Origin of the sequence: Candidatus Sodalis endolongispinus, from assembly GCF_018777395.1 — a bacterium.
GTDB lineage: Bacteria > Pseudomonadota > Gammaproteobacteria > Enterobacterales > Enterobacteriaceae > Sodalis_B > Sodalis_B endolongispinus.
Genome location: NZ_JAFJYC010000001.1, coordinates 369,430 through 386,977 on the forward strand (window position 1 = coordinate 369,430; position 17,548 = coordinate 386,977).

Below are 17,548 nucleotides of genomic sequence, written 5' to 3' on the forward strand. Positions count from 1 at the left end.
GATACAGCTACTGTCTGGTGTTTCAGGGGGATAAATCAGCCTTAGTCGCGGGCAACAAGTGCATACCCAGCCCGGCGACAGGGATAACGGCCTTCAGATTTTTCATTTTACCAACCTTAACGTGAGTAACGCGCAATGGGGGAATTCGGGTCGGGCAAACGCACGCGGACCTCTTTGGGCCGCTACCGACCGGTAACTAAACAGTTATGAACATAATCGTAGGTGATGAAACGGCTGCCGGCAATGCCCGGCGCGACGACACAGCCGCCGTCGGCGTAGCCTGTACAACCGAGTCTATCGCAAGGCAAATAGCGCGTCAGTCATGTTTTCACTCGATCAAGTCCTTCTAGTAAGTGCGCAAGATTATGCTAAAAAATGTTGTCTTCCCTGAGGTAGCCATCCGATTGCTGTGCTACAAGCATACGTTGCGCCACTTTGGCAACACTTTCTTCAATTTAGCCGCGCGCGTGGCGCTCTTCACGCGCCCGAATCAACTTATTAGGTACTTTATAGCGTAGGTTTAACAATTTGTAAGATACCGATTCCCTTTGCCGATCGCGGAAAACTGTTGCTGTTTTTTGAATACCGCAAACGCTTTTTCCACATCGGCACCAGGCTGAATCGCGGGCGCGCCCGGCAATTACACGACGTTAGCTTTTAGGATAAGCCGCTGCTAAGAACTATCCATTTTTAAGTATTTCAGCGTTAATGATGCTACCAATCTCGGAAAATCTGACGCGGTCATCTTCAACAAAAAACCAGGCAATCAGGTACCTAAAAGCTAATCTTCTGCATAATAGCTAGACTGACCATAAACAATAATACGATATTATCGTTGCAAATCATCAACTCCAAATCCTAAAATCACGGCCAAGACGTAACAAGCAAACCACTGTGGGGGTTTATAGCATTAGGTTTTGTTCATTAACAACGAGCATAAAATATCATAACATGTTGAGCATAATCCTATCATTATTGCGAATAATTATCGGTATACTTTCTGCTGTAACTCGTCGCAACCTTTCTTTGGCAAAATAGCAATTTTTAAGAAAAATCTCATCATTAGATTCAATTCGTAATGCACAGCAATCCTAGTCACTTAAGAACAAAAGGCGTCTTTAAGATAGTATTACCGGGTCAGCGCTCATTGTGCAGCAATCGAGGAAAAATTAATGAATCAGATTGCCTAATTTTCCCACTTTGATAGAATGTAAAATCTTAAGCGGGGTTCAGATAGGGCAAGTTTATGATTTTCAGAGCAGCTTACCTAAAGGGATGAGGATGCATAATAAATTTTCGCCAAGAGCATAATATTATACTACTCAAAACCAACGTCTGTCCTTTACCAATGGATATTATGCATGCAGTATTTTCCATAGCCTTAAGCACACGACCATCACACATGCTTCATGAGAACGAAAGATGATCAAATCCGTACAATATTTGCGCGCGATAGCCGCACTGATGGTAGTTATGCATCATGTCATCATCAAATGGCGACAGTATGACGTGCCGTCTTTATCTTGGTTTCATATAGGCTATTATGTCGTAGACCTTTTCTTTATCATTTCAGCTTATATCATGTGCAATACCACCGAGCAAAGAGAGGTGACTTTTCGTCGATTTATTTTTGCACGATGCACACGGATCCTTCCACTTTACTGGCTAATGACAGTCGCCGCGCTGGCCATTTTCATCATCAAGCCAAGCGTTGTTAACAGCTCGAGCGGAACGACGAGCGTTATCGCGTCGTTTTTTCTCCTTCCCGACGGCACGCGCTTTCTTGTCAATAATGGCTGGACGCTAAGTTATGAGTTTTTATTTTATTTTTGGCTTTGGGCTATTTTTATCCAGGCCCAATAAAAAACTATCGTCGTGGCCATTATCTTAGTTCTGGCTGCCATTGGGCTTACTCTGCACCCCAGTGCCGCTTATTTCAAATTTATTACCGACATCATCCTGGTTGAATTTGTACTGGGAATTCTTGCTTATGAAATTTTGAGAAAAAAATAATTTCCGCGCCGCTGGCGTTAATTGTGTTAGTGGCGGGGATTGGTATGTTAATATGGGAAAACATCAACGGCAGTATCAATACCCCTCTTAACCGCACGCTTTACGCAGGATTACCCATTTTGCTGGTTTTCCTTGGTTTGGTAAGCTTCGAACAGTTTATTCAGCAGTTTCGCAGTAGGCTGCTTAATCTACTTGAAACCATGGGGGATGCCTCTTATTCGCTCTATCTGGTGCATGGTTTTATCCTCAGCCCATGCGCAATGATTGCCCATAAATTGCATCTCACCCGCTATCCGCTGCTATTTTGCCTTTTTCTGCTTCTTTCCGCCGTGTTAAGCGGATGGCTGTGTTATCGCTATGTTGAGCTACCGCTCAACAAACGCATCAAAATAACCCTCGCCGCTAGAAAAGCAAATGCCGTTTCCCCCTGGGCCCTCACGCCGGTTAGCGCGTATGCGGGGCGTGGGGATCACATGGTAGAATTAGGCATCGGCGCTGATAGCGCCGAATTCCCTCCATCCTTGCGTTGTCATGACAATACCTTCTTTGCCACCGGCATCAGGCAACAAATAATAGAGCCGCTCACCGGGTAACGGCTTAAATTGTGGGGCCAGGTTGGCCGCGCGATTGGGCTCCTCACCCAGCTTGGCGCGGGATATCACGCCGGCAAAACTGTTCTCCTTGCGGGCATCTAATATCCTCACAATGCAACATATTAGTATAGTTTCGCTGCACAACGCCTCTAACACCACTACATGTAATGGGAAAATAACAGTTAAGAACCATGTTGTTCAACACATAAATGTCTGTTTGCGTTTCGCCTTTGATACCGATAACATAGCCACTGACAATGCAATTACTGATCTGAATGCCGCGAGAAGCGGTATCGGCATCTTGGTCGATATGCGTGGCACAATCAATCAACGGCGGCCCTTCGTTATCTCGGTTTTTGCTCTGAAAACCATATTCGCTCCAAAAGCCGATGTACCCGCACAAAGTACCATTGATTTGCTGCTTATTATCCGGCGAAAGAAAATCCACCGTATATTTACGGGTATTACAGGCGATACAGCTATGTATCAAACCACCGAAACAAGACCAATAGAATATAGCACCAACACTATTATCTCGGTCCATCCGCTTATCCCTTGCAACAATTTGATTAGCTGATACGTTGTAGAATGAGAGTTTCTCACAAAGAGGATAATAACTGCGCCGTAAGTAAACACCGCTGCCGTAAACATTTGAGAACGACACATTCCTAATAACAGGGTTCAGACAGTAGTTTAAGTATAACGCAATGGTTCCGGTAGAATGTAGCGTGGGATGAAATTCACCAAGCGCCTCGAGGCTAGTCCCGCCCTGATTACGCTGCCGCGCATAATCAATACAAAAGTTCTCTAGGACCAACGAATCTATATATTGGTTAGCATTTGCCCCACGAAAAGTAAAAAGAAATGGCTCAGACACCCAATTCTTTTTATTTGAGCGTATTGGAGGATCGATATTATCAAAGGTTAGAACCGTATTCTTGCCCTGACCGCGGATAGCGAATTTCTTGATGCCGTCAAACCATTTTATAGTCTTTCGCAGAGTGCCGAGGTTAATGATGCCCAAAGGCAATAATAGAGCTCCTTCTTGAGCCACAACAAAATCCAGCGCACGAGAAAAGGCATCTCCACACACCCGTCCATCGTTATAAACGCCAAACCATTTCGCATCGATATTGTGCTGCATCTGACGCTGCCAGCACCAGCACCAATCGGCATTAACAAGAAAGACGATGCCATCATCGTCCTTGAGCTCACTGTTCCTTAACGCGAAAAGCTCGCCAACGCCAACTGATTTTTGTCCGGGTGGGGCTGATTCACGGCCGGACAAAACAATTCTTTGCCCATCGTGGCTGGGCAAGTTCTGACGCAGCGTTTCTAGGTCGGGGCAGCGACCAACATATTGCGCACCATCGGCGGCGGCGAGTTTGTTGAAAATGGATTGGATAAATCCCGCAACGCTTCGGATTAAAAAAGCTCGTCGTTTGTTAGACGACGAAGATTTTTTTTGGCTATATTCGGGAAAAATTTCATAAGCCCTTTTAACTCAAAGCGCGATTTTACTGACAAACGCCCTCGCGCGGAATCGATGCTCAATAGGCACTTTTACCGATAAATCCTTTAAAAATGGTGAAAAAGATAATCTTCAGATCCATCCAAATGCTCCATTCACGAATATATTCCAAATCAAAGTCGACACGGCGCTGAATTTTTTCTATTGAATCCGTTTCCCCTCGCCAACCATTGACCTGGGCCCAACCGGTTTTACTTTATGACGCAGCATGTAGCCTTTAATCAGGCTGCGATATTGCTCATTATGAGCAACGGCATGCGGCCTGGGTCCTACAATGGACATATCACCTTTCAGCACGTTGATAAATTGCGGTATCTCGTCAAGGGATGTACGGCGTAAAAAGCCTCCGATAGGCGTCAAACGTGAGTCTCCCCGCTTGGCCTGGACAATGGTATCGCCATCATCCATTACATTCATCGAACGAAATTTACACACAAGAATGGGTTTACCATCAATGCCATACCGTTTTTGTCTAAAAATAATTGGGCCAGGAGAGGTGAACTTCACCATTAGAGAAATCACCAACAGCACCGGTGTGATAAACGTTAATATCATCAGAGACAAGATGATATCTTCGATACGCTTAAGCACTATGTTGATACCGTTCAAGGGCGTGTCGGCAATGGATAATACCGGCAGTACGTTGATATCCTCTGAGCGTGAACGTAGGATGCTGAAGGTAAAAATGTCGGGAATCAACATGATTGAACACGTGGTATCACAAAGCTCATCGACAAGATCTTTAATTTTTGCCTCTTCTGTCATCGGCATCGCAATATAGATACGCTCGATTTTTCCCGTTTTGGCATCCTCAATAACCTGGCGATACTCGTTGATATAGTTGAGGCGCTGATCGATTTCCACTGGATTATCGCTGTAGATACCCACAATATTGAAACCCAGCCATGGGGCATCCAGCAGGCTGGTCGCCAGCTCAACCCCTACGGGTGAATCGCCCACAATCGCGACGTTACGCGTATTATAGCCGCGATGACGCACCATGCCGATGATATGGCGAATCAATAGTCGGCAAAAAACCAGCCCGAGTGACGCCAACAAGTACCATTCAGCATACAACATAAAAGTAATATTGATCACCTCGACAAAGGAGATAATCCCTGCGGTGATAATCAAACTCAGCGTCCAGTTTTGCAGTATAAGCAGCAGTTCAGTTCTTATCTTCACACCGCGCCAGGAACGATAGAAATCGGTGATTCCTCCTATCATTTAGAAAACAACCAGCGCCACCAATACGATAAAGAAATGCATATTGGTCATTTGAGTGCCGTTAACCTGACAAATCGCAAATAGCGCGAAAAACATGATAAAAATGTCAGAAAAACGTTGGATCACCGAAATGAGTGACGCATTTGTCGATGTTCGATGAGAAATTATGCTGTTCATAGCTGGTACCTGATGCATTAGAATTACCAAAATTTAAAAGTGAGGAGTGTTTTAACTTACTTCACAATTGCTTTTTTTAACTTTTAACATTTTTTCCACAGCGCGTCGTATACCTGAAATGTCTTTGAAATCATTAGCTCAGACGTAAAGCTGCTTTTGTATAATTTATAACCCGCACTTCCCATTTCTCTGAACTCGGCAAGCTATAATGCTAGGATTTTATCTTTCAAATCATTGGCATTGCCATTTTTGAATAATCGTCCCGTTTTACCGTCGATGACCACCTCAGGCAAAGAAGTGGAATCACTCGCCACGATAGCCAAGCCATAGCTCATGGCTTCTAACGGTACCATCGCGAAACCTTCCCAGCGACTGGGGATCACTAACGCGTCCGCCGCTAAAAAATACTTCTCCAGTTCCCGGGACCGCAGCCACCCGGTATAGGTAATATTAGGCAGTGCAATCTTCTCCTGCTGTCCATTACCGCTATCACCTACGATGGTTAAATGAATAGGATTTCCCTGAAGTTGGCGCATCGCATCAATGATGATGTCATAGACTTTTTGAAAATCGAGCCGGCCTACAAAAAGCAGGTTGAGTTCATCATGGGCGCGCAATGCTTCAGGAGGATGACCGCGGTCCGGCACACCATTATGCACAACCACCATCTTCGCCGCAGACAATTTCAGCTGGACCGCACTGGTTTTTTCATAGTCACTTACGCAGATTATCTTGTCGGTCATCGGCAGCAACAATTTCTCTACCCAAACATATAACTTGCGTTTGGTCGGAGAGTTATCCATTAAAAAAGCAAACGCATGCGGGCAATAAACGACTTTAGGTTTCCGCAAAGGCCTCAAGGCGATAAGGGCCAGACGCCCCAACACCCCCGCAAACGTGCTATGGAGATGAACGACATCGGGCTTTTCACGCCAAACATAGCCGCAGAAAGCTTTCAAAAATCGCCAAAAGGATCCCACATCTCTGCCGGTGCGACGGAAGGTCAGAAGATGGCCGGCATCAATTTCGTCGATTTCTGAAACCTGGTCCTCAGGGACCAAACAGGTGACCTGATTTATCCCCCTGAAACACCAGACAGTAGCTGTATCTCCAGATAAGAGATAGGCTTGAATATATGTCTAACACTAACGCCAATTTTGATATGACCGGGATCCCTTTAGGTCAAGAAGTCCGTAAACGTAAAACTACTCAGGAAAAAATGGCCATTATTCAGCAGACGATGGAGCCCGGCATGAATGTCTCCCATCTCGCACGACTGCACGGTATCCAGCCCAGCCTGCTGTTTAAGTGGAAAAGCAATATCAGGAAGGCAGCCTCACCGCCGTGGCTGCCGGGGAGGACGTTGTTCCTGCCTCTGAGCTTGCAGCTGCATTGAAGCAGGTCCGGGAGCTCCAGCGCCTTCTGGGTAAGAAGACGATGGAGGTTGAGATCCTAAAAGAAGCCGTGGAGTACGGCCAGTCACGAAAATGGATAGCGCACGCGCCCTTGTTGCCAAAGGCCGGGGAATAGCACAGGTCAGCCGCGCCATGAGCGGGTCGCGTGCGCCGCTGTCACTGCGGATTAAGCGTTCTGCCGACTGGCAGGACAGGCGCTGTAACCGGCGTAATGACGAAGCAGACGCTGAAATACTGTCGGACATCCTCGACATCATCAGCGATATGCCCAGCTACGGCTATCGGCGGGTGTGGGGAATCCTGCGTAAACAACGTCGCGCAGAGGGACTGACGCCGGTAAATGCGAAACGACTTTACAGGATCATGTGTGAGCATAACCTGCTGTTATTACATTGAAAACCAGAGCGGCCGAGGCGTGAGCATAAGGGCAGGATCGCGGTGGCAGAAAGCGATATTCGCTGGTGTTCAGATGGCTTCGAGTTCGGCTGCGACAACGGTGAAAAACTGCGGGTCACGTTCGCACTGGACTGCTGCGACAGAGAGGCCATAGACTGGGCTGCGAGCACTGGAGGCTACGACAGTTCGACCGTGCAGGATGTGATGCTGAGGTCGGTAGAAAAGCGCTTCGGCGACAGGTTACCCGATACAGCGGTGCAGTGGTTGACGGACAACGGTTCAGCGTATACCGCGCATGAAACGCAGAGGTTCGCCAGAGAACTGGATCTGGAGCCCTGCACAACAGCGGTGAGCAGCCCGCAGAGAATGGCCGAACGGTTCGTGAAGACGATGAAGGAAGACTATATCGAGTTCATGCCAAAACCGGATGCGAGAACAGCCCTGCGAAACCTTGCAGCAGCGTTCACGCATTACAATGAAAACCATCCGCACAGCGCGCTGGGATATCACTCTCCGAGAGAATACCGGCGGCAGCGGGCTTCGTTAACTTAAGATACAAAAGCTGTACGGAGATGGCGGGGCAAGATCATTCGTTTTGGGCATTGTCTTTGGCGTCGCATAAAAACAGTGTATAGCCAAACGGGGTACATACCCCTTCAATACCTTTTAATATATCCATTGAATAAGGATTGAAGATATCCGCCATAATCACGGCGATCGTCTTGCTCTGCGTGCTGCGTAAAGAGCGCGCAACATCGTTCGGTTTGTAGTTCATCTTGGCGATAACCCGGCTGATACGCTCCCGCGTCGCCGCGCTCATCGAGCCAAACTTGCCGTTTAAATAGCGTGAAATCGTCGCCGTCGATACGCCAGCCGCCTTGGCGACATCGCTAATGGCTACCGAGATTCCATTATTGATGACTGTGATCAAACACTCATTTTTATTACATCGCCGCCGGTGAAACATGTTCACTTTTGCCCGCCCGCTCCACGCCGCCGGCCCGAGTAGGGCGCGTCGACATCCGGCTGTCACGCCCTTTCCAGCGCCGGAAACCGGTTAAGGGAGGTCACCGGCGGCGCTGGCGCAACAGGTTCTGTGCGACGCCAGGCGAATCGATTTGCTGATTGTCCACAGCTAATCCGCGGCCGAAATCGGCTGCGGACTAGCGACGATAGGTTGTGCATTGATTGGGGTTTCTCACGGCAATATGACCCCGTATGGACCCGGGCACCGCCAGACGACGCTGTTCAGGACCGGCGTGTCCGGTCCGCTCCAGTGCGCACGTTTTGCGCGTAGGCCGGATGATGCTATCAGGACGCATTCAGGGAACGTCCCGACGGGCGCTACGGCGGCGATGATCGCGTTCGCAGCTCTCTTCGCCCGCCGTTATTTGCTGCTGATGACGGTCCAGTTGTTGATTGTGGTGGCCTTCGCAACGCTTGCGGTACATTACCTCTATGGCGACGCCTCGCGCCCCTTCTGGAGTCTGGCGCCGTTTCTCGATCAGCGCGATCAGCTGTTGCCAATCTTGGTCGCCGGCGCCGCCGTGGCCTGTTACTCCTTCCTGGGGTTCGATGCCATTACCACACTGGCCGGCGAGACCCTCAATCCTCAGCGCAGCATACCGCGCGCGATTATGCTTATCACGCTCAGCGGCGGCATCCTCTTTATCCTCGTCGCCTGGTGCGTGCAGTTGGCCCATCCCGGCGCGACGTTTCATAACACCGACTCGGCGGCGTTTGAAATTGCCGGCAATATCGACGGTGATGTGTTCGTCACGTTATTTATGATAGGACTGGTATTCGGCCAGTTCGCCTCCGGCATCTCCGCCCAGGCCAGCGCCAGCCGAATGATTTATAGCCTGGGCTGCGATGGCGTACTGCCCCGCCTGCTCGGACGGCTGGGCCGTTTTACCACGCCGGTAAACGCCATTGTGCTGTGCGCGACCGTCGCGCTGCTGGCGCTGATGATGAACGTGACCACCTCTACCTCGTTTATTAACTTCGGTGCCTTCCTGGCGTTTACGCTAGTCAATTTAGCGGTCATTGGTCATTACTATCTGCGGTTGAAGCGCCGCGGCGTCTGGGATACGTTGCGTTATCTGGTGGCCCCCGCGCTCGGCGCCCTATCTTCTTGGTGGTTGCTGATAAGCCTGGATCGCACCGCCATCATGCTCGGCTCCGCCTGGCTGGTGCTGGGGGCGCTACGTTTGCTCTGGCTGCGCCTGGGCAACAAACGGCTGGCGCTGCATGCGGAGGGAGACACCAAGTAACGGCCGCCGGCCATGCCCTTTGCCAAAGGTGCTGGCCGGCGCTTGAGCGGCCACGGCGCTACAACCGCTCTGCGGGCAGCGGCGGTTATGTTACACTGGCCGCCGGTCATCGTTCCCCGATAGAGAAGGTCAATGAACACTATCACCTTGTCAGCCGTCGCCATTCCCCGCGACCAGTTCACCGGCCAGATCGTGCGCGACAGGCGCTTTTCGGGCTGTGATTTTTCCCGCGCCGATTCGACCGACAGCCAATTTTTGAACTGCTGTTTTTACGATGATGACCACCACAGCGGCTGCAACTTCAGCCGCGCGCTGCTGCGTGATGCCAGCTTTGTCGGCTGCGATTTATCGCAGGCGGATTTCCGTTATGCTGACGCGCTTGGCCTGGAAATCCGCGAGTGTAAAGTGCAGGGCGCAGATTTTCGCGATGCCAGTTTTATGACCACCCTCAGCCGGCGCCGTTTTTTCTGCCGCGCCTACATCACCAAAAGCAATCTGAGCTACTGTAATTTCAGCCGGGTGACGCTGGAAAAATGCGAATTGATGGACAACCGCTGGCGCGGCGCGGTACTGACCGGCGCGAATTTTCGCGGCGCTGACCTGTCGGGGGGCGAGCTGCAGCAGATAGACTGGCAGGCGGCCGATTTTACCTATTGCGATCTGACCAACACCTGTCCGGGCGACCTGGATCTGTGCCGGGTGAACCTGGAGGGGGTCAAGCTGGAGAGCTGGCAGCTAGCGGGCTTAGTAGACCAGCTCGGCATTTTGGTGGTGGATGCGCCCTGAAACGAGGCTGCCCGCCCGACCTGCGATCTTCGCCAGCCGCAGGCGGCGACGGCAATAACCTTCTCGTTCCCGCCGCCGTAAAAGTGGTCGTCGAACGCACAGGCTGACGGCGCCCGCTGCCCGGTTCAGTTGGCTTTCACCACCGGCAGATCCGCAACACGCGTCGTATAGGCCGGCGACAGCATCTGCCGCTTCATTTGCCAACCGCGCTGTATCCCCTGCCCGGCAAACCACACTTTATCCTTGCCGGAGTGATTGATTTCGTCCAGCGCCGCCATCAGCGCTTCGCTATTGACGCGGGGCTGATGATCATCGAACAAGGGTAATTGCCCCACGTTCTTGCTATAAAAATCGCCCAGCATCACGCCGGCCTTATGATAGCGCATCCCCGGTACGAAAATACGATCCAGGCAGTCGGTAGCCAGGTTGACGATATCGCGGGTATCACTGGTGGGAACGGACAGTTTGCCGCTGGCCTGATTGCCGTAATACACCTCTCCCGGCGCTTGGGGGCTGGTTTTAATGAATACCGCCACCATACGGCAATATTGCCGCTCGGTGCGCAACTTTTCCGCGGCGCGCTCGGCGTAGGCGCAAACCGCTTCACGCAGCGCGCCATAGTCGCTCACCCGCTCGCCGAAGGAGCGGGAATTGATGATCTGCTGCTTGACCGGCGCAAACTCCTCCAGCGCCAGGCAAGACTCGCTGCGCAGTTCGCGCACGGTGCGCTCCAGCACCACGTTAAAGTGTTTGCGGATAAAAGCGCTGTGGCTCTCTGCCAGCTGCAGCGCGGTGTCGATGCCCAGCGCGTTCAGCGATTTACCGATGCGCCGGCACACCCCCCACACCTCATCCACCGGCAGCAGCGCCATCAGTTTACGCTGGCGCTCGCGCGAGGAAAGATCTACCACGCCACCGGTTTTACGCCAGGTCTTAGCGGCGTGGTTGGCAAGCTTCGCCAGCGTTTTCGTCGGCGCGATACCGATGCCGACATGGAGATTGGTCCATTTGTGGACCCGACTCTTGACGCTGTGGCCGAAGGCCGTGAGATCAACGCAGCGATCGACGCCGGTCAGGTTCATGAAGGCTTCATCAATAGAGTAAATCTCCACCGCTGGCGCCATCTCTTCCAGGATGGACATCACCCTGTGCGACATATCGGCATACAGCGCATAGTTGCTGGAGAACACGGCAATGCGGTAGCGCTGGCATAATTCGCGCATCTTGAAATACGGCGCGCCCATTTTGATACCGAGCCGTTTGGCTTCGGCGGATCGGGCGATCACGCAGCCGTCATTATTGCTTAACACCACCACCGGCGTCCCGCGCAAATCGGGCCGGAACACCGTTTCACAGGACGCATAGAAGGAATTGACATCCGCCAGAGCAAACATGATCAGGGCGCCGAATGAATAATAAAGGTCACGACGCCGAAGATTTCGATATTGTCATCATCTCGGATCGGTATTGGCCGATAAGCGGGATTCATCGGGATTAAACGCGGCGTCGGAGTAAGCTGCAGCTGTTTTACGGTAAACTCGCCCCCTACCGCCGCGATGACAATTTGCCCGTGGCGCGCGGTAATAGCACAATCCACCACCAGCATATCCCCTTCATTAATAAACCCTTCTATCATCTAATCGCCGGTGACGCGGACGAAATAGGTGGCAGCCGGATGGCTGACGCAGAATTGGTTGAGATCAATGCGGTTCTCAATATAATCCTGCGCCGGACTTGGGAAACCGGCCGGTACGCGTTCGACAAACAGGGAACGTGGCATAACGCCGGCGGCATCATCTGCGCGAAAAAAGAGCATACTTCATGACTCCGAATGTTTCTTTACTGTGTTTACATACAGTATAAACATGGAATATTAGACTTGTGAAGCGAAGCCGAAGCGGTAAACGATAGGTGTTTTAAAGCGACGAATAATAAAAATTCCTGCCGTCGGCAGCCGTGACAATAAAAGGCGCAATGTGCCGGGATAGCTGATGAGACTGCGCATAATCACTCACGGCGATTATTGTAAACGCAGCGGTACGGAACGTGAAAAAAGCGGAACATCAATAAGCGCGGATGAATTCTTTGGCGCGCCCTTTTCCGGGAAGAAAAGGAAACAGGCGCGCGGCAAGCAAAGAGAATTGATTATGATTATTTGACTATCGGGTCGACTCGCCGTTCACTATGTAGATCAACAACCCCCAACAGATAATGCCGCTTGGTGCACTATCGTCGTCATGCCATAGCAGGATGTCGTCCGGCGCGTCGAGATTTTCCAGATATTTTTCCGGCCGCTGCCGCAGCCGCCGCAAAGAGAGATCTTCGCCATTCTGGATGACCACAATACTGCCGTCCTGCGGCTTTGCCTCCGGGTCGATCACCAGTAACGCACCGGCGCGGATACCGCAGGTGGCGCTCGCCTCGCAGGCGCGCATCAGATAGGTGGCGTTTGCTTCGCCATAGTAGAGGGTCTCCAGCAACACCCGATGTCCGTTATTCGCCAGGGCAGAAGGACGTTCATTCATCGCTACCTCCTTATGGGCAATGTATATATATACAGGCTAGTATAAACGGCGGTTTCTGTGAAGTTAGTGGGCGCTCGCAAGCGATATAGTTCGGACAAATCCGTCTCGGAACGCTTAAAAATCCGTCGTCGCCGCGTTTTCCACATCATCCCGGCCATAAGCGATAAACCAGGAAAAGAGAAAAAGCCACAGGCGGAGGCGCCATAGGGAAGGCTTCAGGCGGCAGCGGATAGGCGAAAGGTCACCGGGGACGGGGCGAGGAATAAGGGGCAATGGCAAACCATTGCCGGCTCGGGCGAACCGTCATCACCCCCGCGCGCAGACCGGCATGCAGACCCACGGGTAGACCGGTATTCAAGGCCGCGGCATGCAGACCCACGGGCAGACCGGCATGCAGGCCGGCGAGCAAAGCGGCGCTCAATGTCGGATGATTTTCTCCACCAGCCGGGCGATTTCCTGCCGGCTGGCGGGGGTGCGATCCACCGCGTGATGCAGCGTCATTCCCTCAATCAGCGTATCCAGCGCCCGGGCGGTGGGAAGATCGAAAAAGCGCAGCAGCGCACGCTGACTGCGGGCCATCCAGTCCTGCATCACCGGTTTCAGCTCGGGTTGACGGCTGCCGTAAAGGTACAATTCATAGCTCAACAGTAAATTGCGCTCCCGCGTGGCCTCGTCGCCGCAGATGATATCCACGATAGCCTCCCCCACCTCGTCAACGCTGCGGGCCAGCCCGAGCCGCGCCGCATAATCCGCCGACATCGCGACGGCAAACTGGCTAAACGCTTCTTTCAGCAGTTGTTGCATACCAATAATACGCGCACGCCGACTCGGATCGGTTCGTCGGCTTTTCTTGCTGATCATAAAAGTACCCTCGGAAAAACTGGCGTGTTGGCGGAAAACCACCGTCCGTCAAAGTGTACAATTGTACATTATCATGGAGGATGCTAGTCTCAGAAGCAAGATCCCTTACCATCAGGAGTACGCTTGAGCCTGACCAGTATGCAACGCCGCGGCCTCGCGCTCTTTCTCTTCTTCTTCATGCCCGGACTTTGCATGGCCTCCTGGGTCACGCGCACGCCCGCCATTCGCGACCGCCTGCACACCTCCACCGCCGAGATGGGAATGGTGCTGTTTGGCCTCTCTCTGGGATCGATGGGCGGCATACTCAGCTCCGGCTGGCTGACCCGCCGTTTCGGTACCCGGCCGGTCATTATTACCGGCATGGCGCTGGTAACGCTCGCGATGCTTATCATCGCCTGCGGCGCGGCGGCCTCGCTGGCGCCACTGGTATCGGCCGGCCTGTTTTTCATCGGTGTCGGCATGGGCAGCGCTGAAGTGGCGGTCAACATTGAGGGAGCGACCGTGGAGCGGTTGCTTGGCCGCCCGGTCATGTCGATGCTGCACGGGTGTTACAGTCTGGGTACCTTGGCGGGCGCGGCGATCGGCATCGGACTGACCGCCGTGGATTTCCCCATTCAATGGCATCTGTTGCTGATTGCAGGTATTGCACTGCCGACGGTGCCCTGGGGATGGCGCGCGATCCCGGCCGGCACGGGTCAGGCCCAGGCCGCGGCGGCCGAAGAGCGGCGCAGCGGATCGCTGCTGAAAGTGATGAAAAACCGTCAGTTGCTGATGATAGGGGTCATTGTGTTAGCGATGGCGCTGGCGGAAGGCTCGGCCAGCGATTGGCTGCCGCTGCTGATGGTGGATGGGCACGGTTTCAACGCCACGTCCGGTTCGCTGATTTACGCCGGCTTCGCGCTGGCAATGACCGCCGGGCGCTTTGGCGGCGGCATGTTCCAGATACGCTACGGCCGGGTGAATGTCGTGCGCGGCAGCGCCGTGCTGGGGGCCACGGGACTGGCGCTTATTATTTTCGCCGATAACCCGATCCTAGCCGGCAGCGCGGTGATCTTGTGGGGGCTCGGCGCCTCTCTCGGCTTTCCGCTCACGATCTCTGCCGCCGGCGACAGCGAACATTTTGCCGCGGAGCGCGTCAGTATCGTGGCCACGTTGGGCTATGTGGCGTTTTTGGTCGGCCCGCCGTTGCTGGGCTTTCTGGGCCAGCATTTCGGCCTGCGCGCGGCGATGATCCTGGTCCTGTCGATGGTCGCACTCGCCATCGCCATGGCGCCGGCGATGCGAGAATCCTCGCTGCCTGCCACGGCGCGACCATGACGGCAAACAGAGAAGACGACAATGAATGACAAAGAAAAAGCGGCGGCGGGATTGCTTTACCACCCCTGCGGCGATCCGCGACTGAGTCAGGCGCGGCAGGCGGCCAAGGTGACGCTATGGCAGTATAATCAATGCGATCCACGAGATGACGCGCGGCGTCAACGCCTGCTGAAAAGCCTGCTGGGCAGCAGCGGCGAAGGATTATGCATAGAGCCGCCGTTTAACTGCGACTATGGCTACAATATTCACCTGGGCGCACAGTTTTATGACAACGTCAATCTGGTGATCCTCGACTGCGCATCGGTCACCATCGGCGATAATGTCTTTATCGCGCACAATGTCGGGATTTATACCGCAGGCCATCCGCATGACGTCGCGCGACGCAATCAAGGGTTAGAATATGCCCTGCCGATCACCATCGGCAATAACGTTTGGATATGCGGCGGCGTGACTATCTTGCCGGGCGTCACCATCGGCGACAATACGGTTATCGGTGCCGGTAGCGTGGTCACGCGGGATATACCAGCGTCGGTACTGGCATTCGGTAATCCTTGCTGGGTGGCACACCCCTTATCGCCGCAGGACGACGCTCACGACCGCTAAAACGTTCCGCGCCAGCGCCGGGCGCGCATTCGTTAATCCGCCCCGACCGGGCCATCATGGGCACGCCGAATCAACTCCGCCGTGGCCGCGTCGTTACGGGCGCACAGGGGTCTAACCGCACTGACCACCCCATCATGGGCAGGCAATGGTTTACTCCGCCGTAGCCGCGCCGTTACGAGCATGGGGCGGTTTACTCCGCCGTGGCTTTCCCGTCATGGGTCGCCGGCGCCGGAAAGACTTTTGGCCGCTCCTCACGAGCGCGGCGATCTTGCCTGACGCTGCTGCTGGCGTGCGTGCCGCCGCTGCGCTCATCACTGACGCTGCCGCTGGCGTCATTGCCGCTGCCGTCGCGAGGGTCACCGCTACTCTCATAACTGGCGCCCTTGCTACCATGACTGGCGCCGCGGCGGCGGCTTAATGCGTCTTGGGTACCGCTTTGCAGAGAAAGCGGTTCACCGCTCTCTGACTGGCCGACAAATTGCCCGCCGCGCTGTATGGTCATGCCGGCGCAGCGGCTGACGCCGTGCAGTTCGCCGTGCTCCAGAATATCCAAGGTCGTGGCGCAACAGGTGCCTTCCACCTTACCATCGATAATGATCTCAGGCGCCAGCAACTCCCCTTCGACCTGGCCCGCATGCATCACATGAATAGCCCCTTCTTTGACGCGAATATTGCCGGTAATTTTGCCCCAGATATGGATATCACCCTCGATATCGATATCGCCTGCAAACACGGCGCTTTTGGCAATCAAAGTAGCGCGCTGTTTTTCCAGCCGCGGAGAAGCGCCCGCAGGCGCGGGCTCCGGCGGAAGCGGTGCTTGCGCAGGCATTTTTTTTCCAAACATAGTCCGGTTATCCACCCTCGTTTTGACAAAATACAGGCCTAACAGACCCAGCGCGGCGAAAGCTGCCGCGACGCACAACAGCGTTTTGTCCGTCAGATACGCCGCCAGCGCCAGGATCCACACTGTCCAGGCGCCATTCAGCCATAGGCCGTCCGGGCACCGTTGTTTGGTTTTTCTGTTCATTCCCTTCGTTTCCGGCGCCGCGCCGGAAGTGGTCAGCGGGCGCTATCGCGGCAACCATACCGGATAGTCTCTAGCCATGAAGCGGGAATAAGCCCCGATGAAGAAGGGGATTTCGCTCTATTCCCCGCGTCAATGCAGCGCGCCGGCCCACACGCGAATATCGCTGGTGGTGGTTAAGGCGGTGCGGAGCGGCGTCTTTACGGCGTCCAGTTGAGTCGCCAACGCCATACTGGGCGCGCCGGGATGCGCCGCCGCCATCTCCGGCAAATAGGGTAAATGGACAAATCCGCCGCGCATCGGGGCATGCTGGCTGGCGATATAGTGGCAAAGACCGTAAAAAATCGCGTTGCAATTATAGGTGCCGGCGGTCTGAGAAACAGAGGCGGGGATCCCCTGCCGGCGCAGCGCGCGCACCATGGCCTTGATGGGCAAGGTAGAAAAATAGCCGGCGGGTCCCTGCGGGAAAATCGGTTCATCCACCGGCTGCTGGCCGGCGTTATCGGGTATGCGCGCGTCGACAATATTAATCGCCACCCGCTCCAGCGTGATATCGACACGGCCGCCGGCCTGACCGAGGCAAAGCACCAGCGCCGGGCGCAGCGCCGTCAGCATTTGAAATAACGCCGGATTAACCCGCCCGATTACGCACGGCAGTTGTCGCGACACCAGCGTCGCGCCGTCCACACATTCTCCGTCCAGCCGGCGCGCGACCTCCCAGGACGGATTCAGGCTTTCGCCGTCAAAAGGCTCGATACCGGTTACAAGTACAACTGACATGGCGCTTCTCCCATTACCTGGCGTTAT

At 53.6% G+C, this 17,548-nt stretch carries 15 protein-coding genes and 4 pseudogenes; 7 read left to right on the forward strand and 12 right to left on the reverse strand.

Annotation, left to right across the window (positions count from 1 at the left end):
• Positions 1-37: 37 nt before the first annotated feature.
• Positions 38-106: pseudogene (locus JZM24_RS18260) on the reverse strand (hypothetical protein); the annotation flags it as partial.
• Between the two features lie 1,316 nt (positions 107-1,422).
• On the opposite strand from JZM24_RS18260, the gene JZM24_RS01925 reads away from it, so the two are divergent.
• Together JZM24_RS01925 and JZM24_RS01930 are read left to right on the forward strand one after the other, a co-directional pair.
• The gene (locus JZM24_RS01925) at positions 1,423-1,863 is read left to right on the forward strand and encodes an acyltransferase family protein (protein WP_215668383.1); all 441 of its coding nucleotides are present in this window, start codon (positions 1,423-1,425) and stop codon (positions 1,861-1,863) included.
• A gap of 161 nt (positions 1,864-2,024) precedes the next feature.
• The gene (locus tag JZM24_RS01930; protein WP_376775531.1) at positions 2,025-2,606 is read left to right on the forward strand and encodes an acyltransferase family protein; all 582 of its coding nucleotides are present in this window, start codon (positions 2,025-2,027) and stop codon (positions 2,604-2,606) included.
• Between the two features lie 43 nt (positions 2,607-2,649).
• On the opposite strand, the gene JZM24_RS01935 is transcribed toward JZM24_RS01930, so the two are convergent.
• The 3 genes and pseudogenes from JZM24_RS01935 to JZM24_RS01945 form a co-directional block, all read right to left on the reverse strand.
• Complete coding sequence (locus tag JZM24_RS01935; RefSeq protein ID WP_215668385.1) at positions 2,650-3,894, reverse strand: hypothetical protein; 1,245 nt, start codon at positions 3,892-3,894, stop codon at positions 2,650-2,652.
• Positions 3,895-4,156: 262 nt separating this feature from the next.
• A pseudogene (wcaJ, locus tag JZM24_RS01940) lies at positions 4,157-5,541 on the reverse strand (undecaprenyl-phosphate glucose phosphotransferase).
• A 203-nt stretch (positions 5,542-5,744) separates the two neighbouring features.
• On the reverse strand, positions 5,745-6,602 hold the full coding sequence (locus tag JZM24_RS01945; RefSeq protein WP_215668386.1) for a glycosyltransferase: 858 nt from the start codon (positions 6,600-6,602) through the stop codon (positions 5,745-5,747).
• A gap of 101 nt (positions 6,603-6,703) precedes the next feature.
• Between JZM24_RS01945 and JZM24_RS01950 the strand changes: the two are divergent.
• Positions 6,704-7,904, forward strand: a pseudogene (locus JZM24_RS01950) (IS3 family transposase).
• Positions 7,905-7,938: 34 nt separating this feature from the next.
• Here the strand turns inward: JZM24_RS01950 and JZM24_RS01955 are convergent.
• The gene (locus tag JZM24_RS01955) at positions 7,939-8,283 is read right to left on the reverse strand and encodes a LacI family DNA-binding transcriptional regulator (protein ID WP_215668387.1); all 345 of its coding nucleotides are present in this window, start codon (positions 8,281-8,283) and stop codon (positions 7,939-7,941) included.
• 424 nt (positions 8,284-8,707) lie between these two features.
• Here JZM24_RS01955 and JZM24_RS01960 point away from each other — a divergent pair, with 424 nt between their 5' ends.
• A complete protein-coding gene (locus JZM24_RS01960) occupies positions 8,708-9,625 on the forward strand; it encodes an APC family permease (RefSeq protein WP_215668388.1) in 918 nt (305 codons plus the stop codon).
• A 132-nt stretch (positions 9,626-9,757) separates the two neighbouring features.
• The gene (locus JZM24_RS01965; protein WP_215668389.1) at positions 9,758-10,411 is read left to right on the forward strand and encodes a Qnr family pentapeptide repeat protein; all 654 of its coding nucleotides are present in this window, start codon (positions 9,758-9,760) and stop codon (positions 10,409-10,411) included.
• A 125-nt stretch (positions 10,412-10,536) separates the two neighbouring features.
• Here the strand turns inward: JZM24_RS01965 and umuC are convergent, their stop codons facing one another.
• From umuC to JZM24_RS01990, 5 genes and pseudogenes are all read right to left on the reverse strand, one after another.
• On the reverse strand, positions 10,537-11,805 hold the full coding sequence (gene umuC / locus JZM24_RS01970; protein WP_215668390.1) for a translesion error-prone DNA polymerase V subunit UmuC: 1,269 nt from the start codon (positions 11,803-11,805) through the stop codon (positions 10,537-10,539).
• Between the two features lie 2 nt (positions 11,806-11,807).
• Positions 11,808-12,227 (reverse strand): annotated as a pseudogene (gene umuD, locus JZM24_RS01975) (translesion error-prone DNA polymerase V autoproteolytic subunit).
• Between the two features lie 343 nt (positions 12,228-12,570).
• Positions 12,571-12,936 carry a S24 family peptidase gene (locus JZM24_RS01980; RefSeq protein ID WP_215668391.1) on the reverse strand — a complete coding sequence of 122 codons (366 nt, stop codon included), beginning with the start codon at positions 12,934-12,936 and terminating at the stop codon, positions 12,571-12,573.
• A gap of 241 nt (positions 12,937-13,177) precedes the next feature.
• Positions 13,178-13,357, reverse strand: coding sequence for a hypothetical protein (locus JZM24_RS01985; RefSeq protein ID WP_215668392.1), 180 nt, complete (start codon positions 13,355-13,357; stop codon positions 13,178-13,180).
• Positions 13,354-13,797: a TetR/AcrR family transcriptional regulator gene (locus JZM24_RS01990; RefSeq protein ID WP_220098806.1), complete on the reverse strand. Its 444-nt coding sequence runs from the start codon at positions 13,795-13,797 to the stop codon at positions 13,354-13,356. The genes JZM24_RS01985 and JZM24_RS01990 overlap by 4 nt, the downstream gene beginning before the upstream one ends.
• A 138-nt stretch (positions 13,798-13,935) precedes the next feature.
• Between JZM24_RS01990 and JZM24_RS01995 the strand changes: the two genes are divergently transcribed.
• Together JZM24_RS01995 and JZM24_RS02000 are read left to right on the forward strand one after the other, a co-directional pair.
• The gene (locus JZM24_RS01995; protein ID WP_215669967.1) at positions 13,936-15,114 is read left to right on the forward strand and encodes an MFS transporter; all 1,179 of its coding nucleotides are present in this window, start codon (positions 13,936-13,938) and stop codon (positions 15,112-15,114) included.
• A 21-nt stretch (positions 15,115-15,135) separates the two neighbouring features.
• Positions 15,136-15,717: a sugar O-acetyltransferase gene (locus JZM24_RS02000; protein ID WP_215668393.1), complete on the forward strand. Its 582-nt coding sequence runs from the start codon at positions 15,136-15,138 to the stop codon at positions 15,715-15,717.
• 190 nt (positions 15,718-15,907) lie between these two features.
• Here JZM24_RS02000 and JZM24_RS02005 read toward each other — a convergent pair whose 3' ends face one another.
• Positions 15,908-16,744, reverse strand: coding sequence for a bactofilin family protein (locus JZM24_RS02005; RefSeq protein WP_246579851.1), 837 nt, complete (start codon positions 16,742-16,744; stop codon positions 15,908-15,910).
• Between the two features lie 129 nt (positions 16,745-16,873).
• Positions 16,874-17,521, reverse strand: a complete 648-nt coding sequence (pcp, locus tag JZM24_RS02010; protein WP_215668394.1) for a pyroglutamyl-peptidase I — start codon at positions 17,519-17,521, stop codon at positions 16,874-16,876.
• Positions 17,522-17,548: the final 27 nt, after the last annotated feature.